Origin of the sequence: Salinicola salarius, from assembly GCF_003206135.1 — a bacterium.
Lineage (GTDB): Bacteria > Pseudomonadota > Gammaproteobacteria > Pseudomonadales > Halomonadaceae > Salinicola > Salinicola salarius.
The window spans coordinates 1-810 of the sequence record NZ_PZJT01000039.1 but is presented as its reverse complement, the minus strand read 5'-3'; the positions used below and the strand labels follow the sequence as shown (position 1 = coordinate 810).

The window sequence follows — 810 nt, the reverse complement described above, 5'->3', positions numbered from 1 at the left end:
TCGAGGCGATGATCGATGAGTACATCGACAAGTACAACATGCCACACCGCCTCAAGCGTGCCTATGACGCCTTGACTCGAGCCATCGAAGTCGGCCTGAACGAAGCCGAATTGATCGAGCAGCTCGCACAGAACGAACGACAGCTCGAACAGCTCAACAAAAAGATTCAGGCACTACGTCAACGCCAGGAAAAAGGCTTCGACGCAGCGGCCTTCAAGAAAAATATGGAGCGGATGTTGCCACTGGAGACGATGGCGCAACTAATTGACTCGGGTAATAGCCATCTTCTTGACCAGTTCATTACCTTCATGGCCAAGGAGTTCGATCGTCAATTTGCTGAGCGGATGAACCCCCTGAAAGAAAAGGCCATGGACAGTGAAGCCCGCAAGCGAGCTATTACCGAGGCTAAAGAACTACAGGCGTGGATCGAGAATTTCAAGGCCAAGCTCGATAGCACGCTGGCCGTCTAATCAGGAGAGTCTCATGACTGCGATTACCGAATTTCTTGGCCTCCTTAATTAAATGGTTACGGACACAACCGCTTTTCTAGCAGGTTGGCGGCAGTGGCCATAATGGTTGACCATTATCGGCTGCGCTCATGCGGGCGAAGCCTGGAAACAGCCCAAGAAAGAAGAGATAACACACAAGGTATCAGAATGAACAACATTGAAATTACCCACAACCCCTTTACGGTGGATACCCAGTTCACTATTAACGGCCGAGTGCCTGCGCCTAGCTGCAAACTGTCCAGCTATACCGAGTCACGTCTACAGCTTTGGGTCGAAGATCTGTTCAACGAGTTGAGCGAGC

1 pseudogene is annotated in these 810 nt (G+C 50.9%); it reads left to right on the top strand.

The features are described 5' to 3' along the window. Nucleotides 1-470: pseudogene (locus DOM32_RS17640) on the top strand (iron-containing alcohol dehydrogenase); the annotation flags it as partial. Between the last annotated feature and the right edge of the window lie 340 nt (nucleotides 471-810).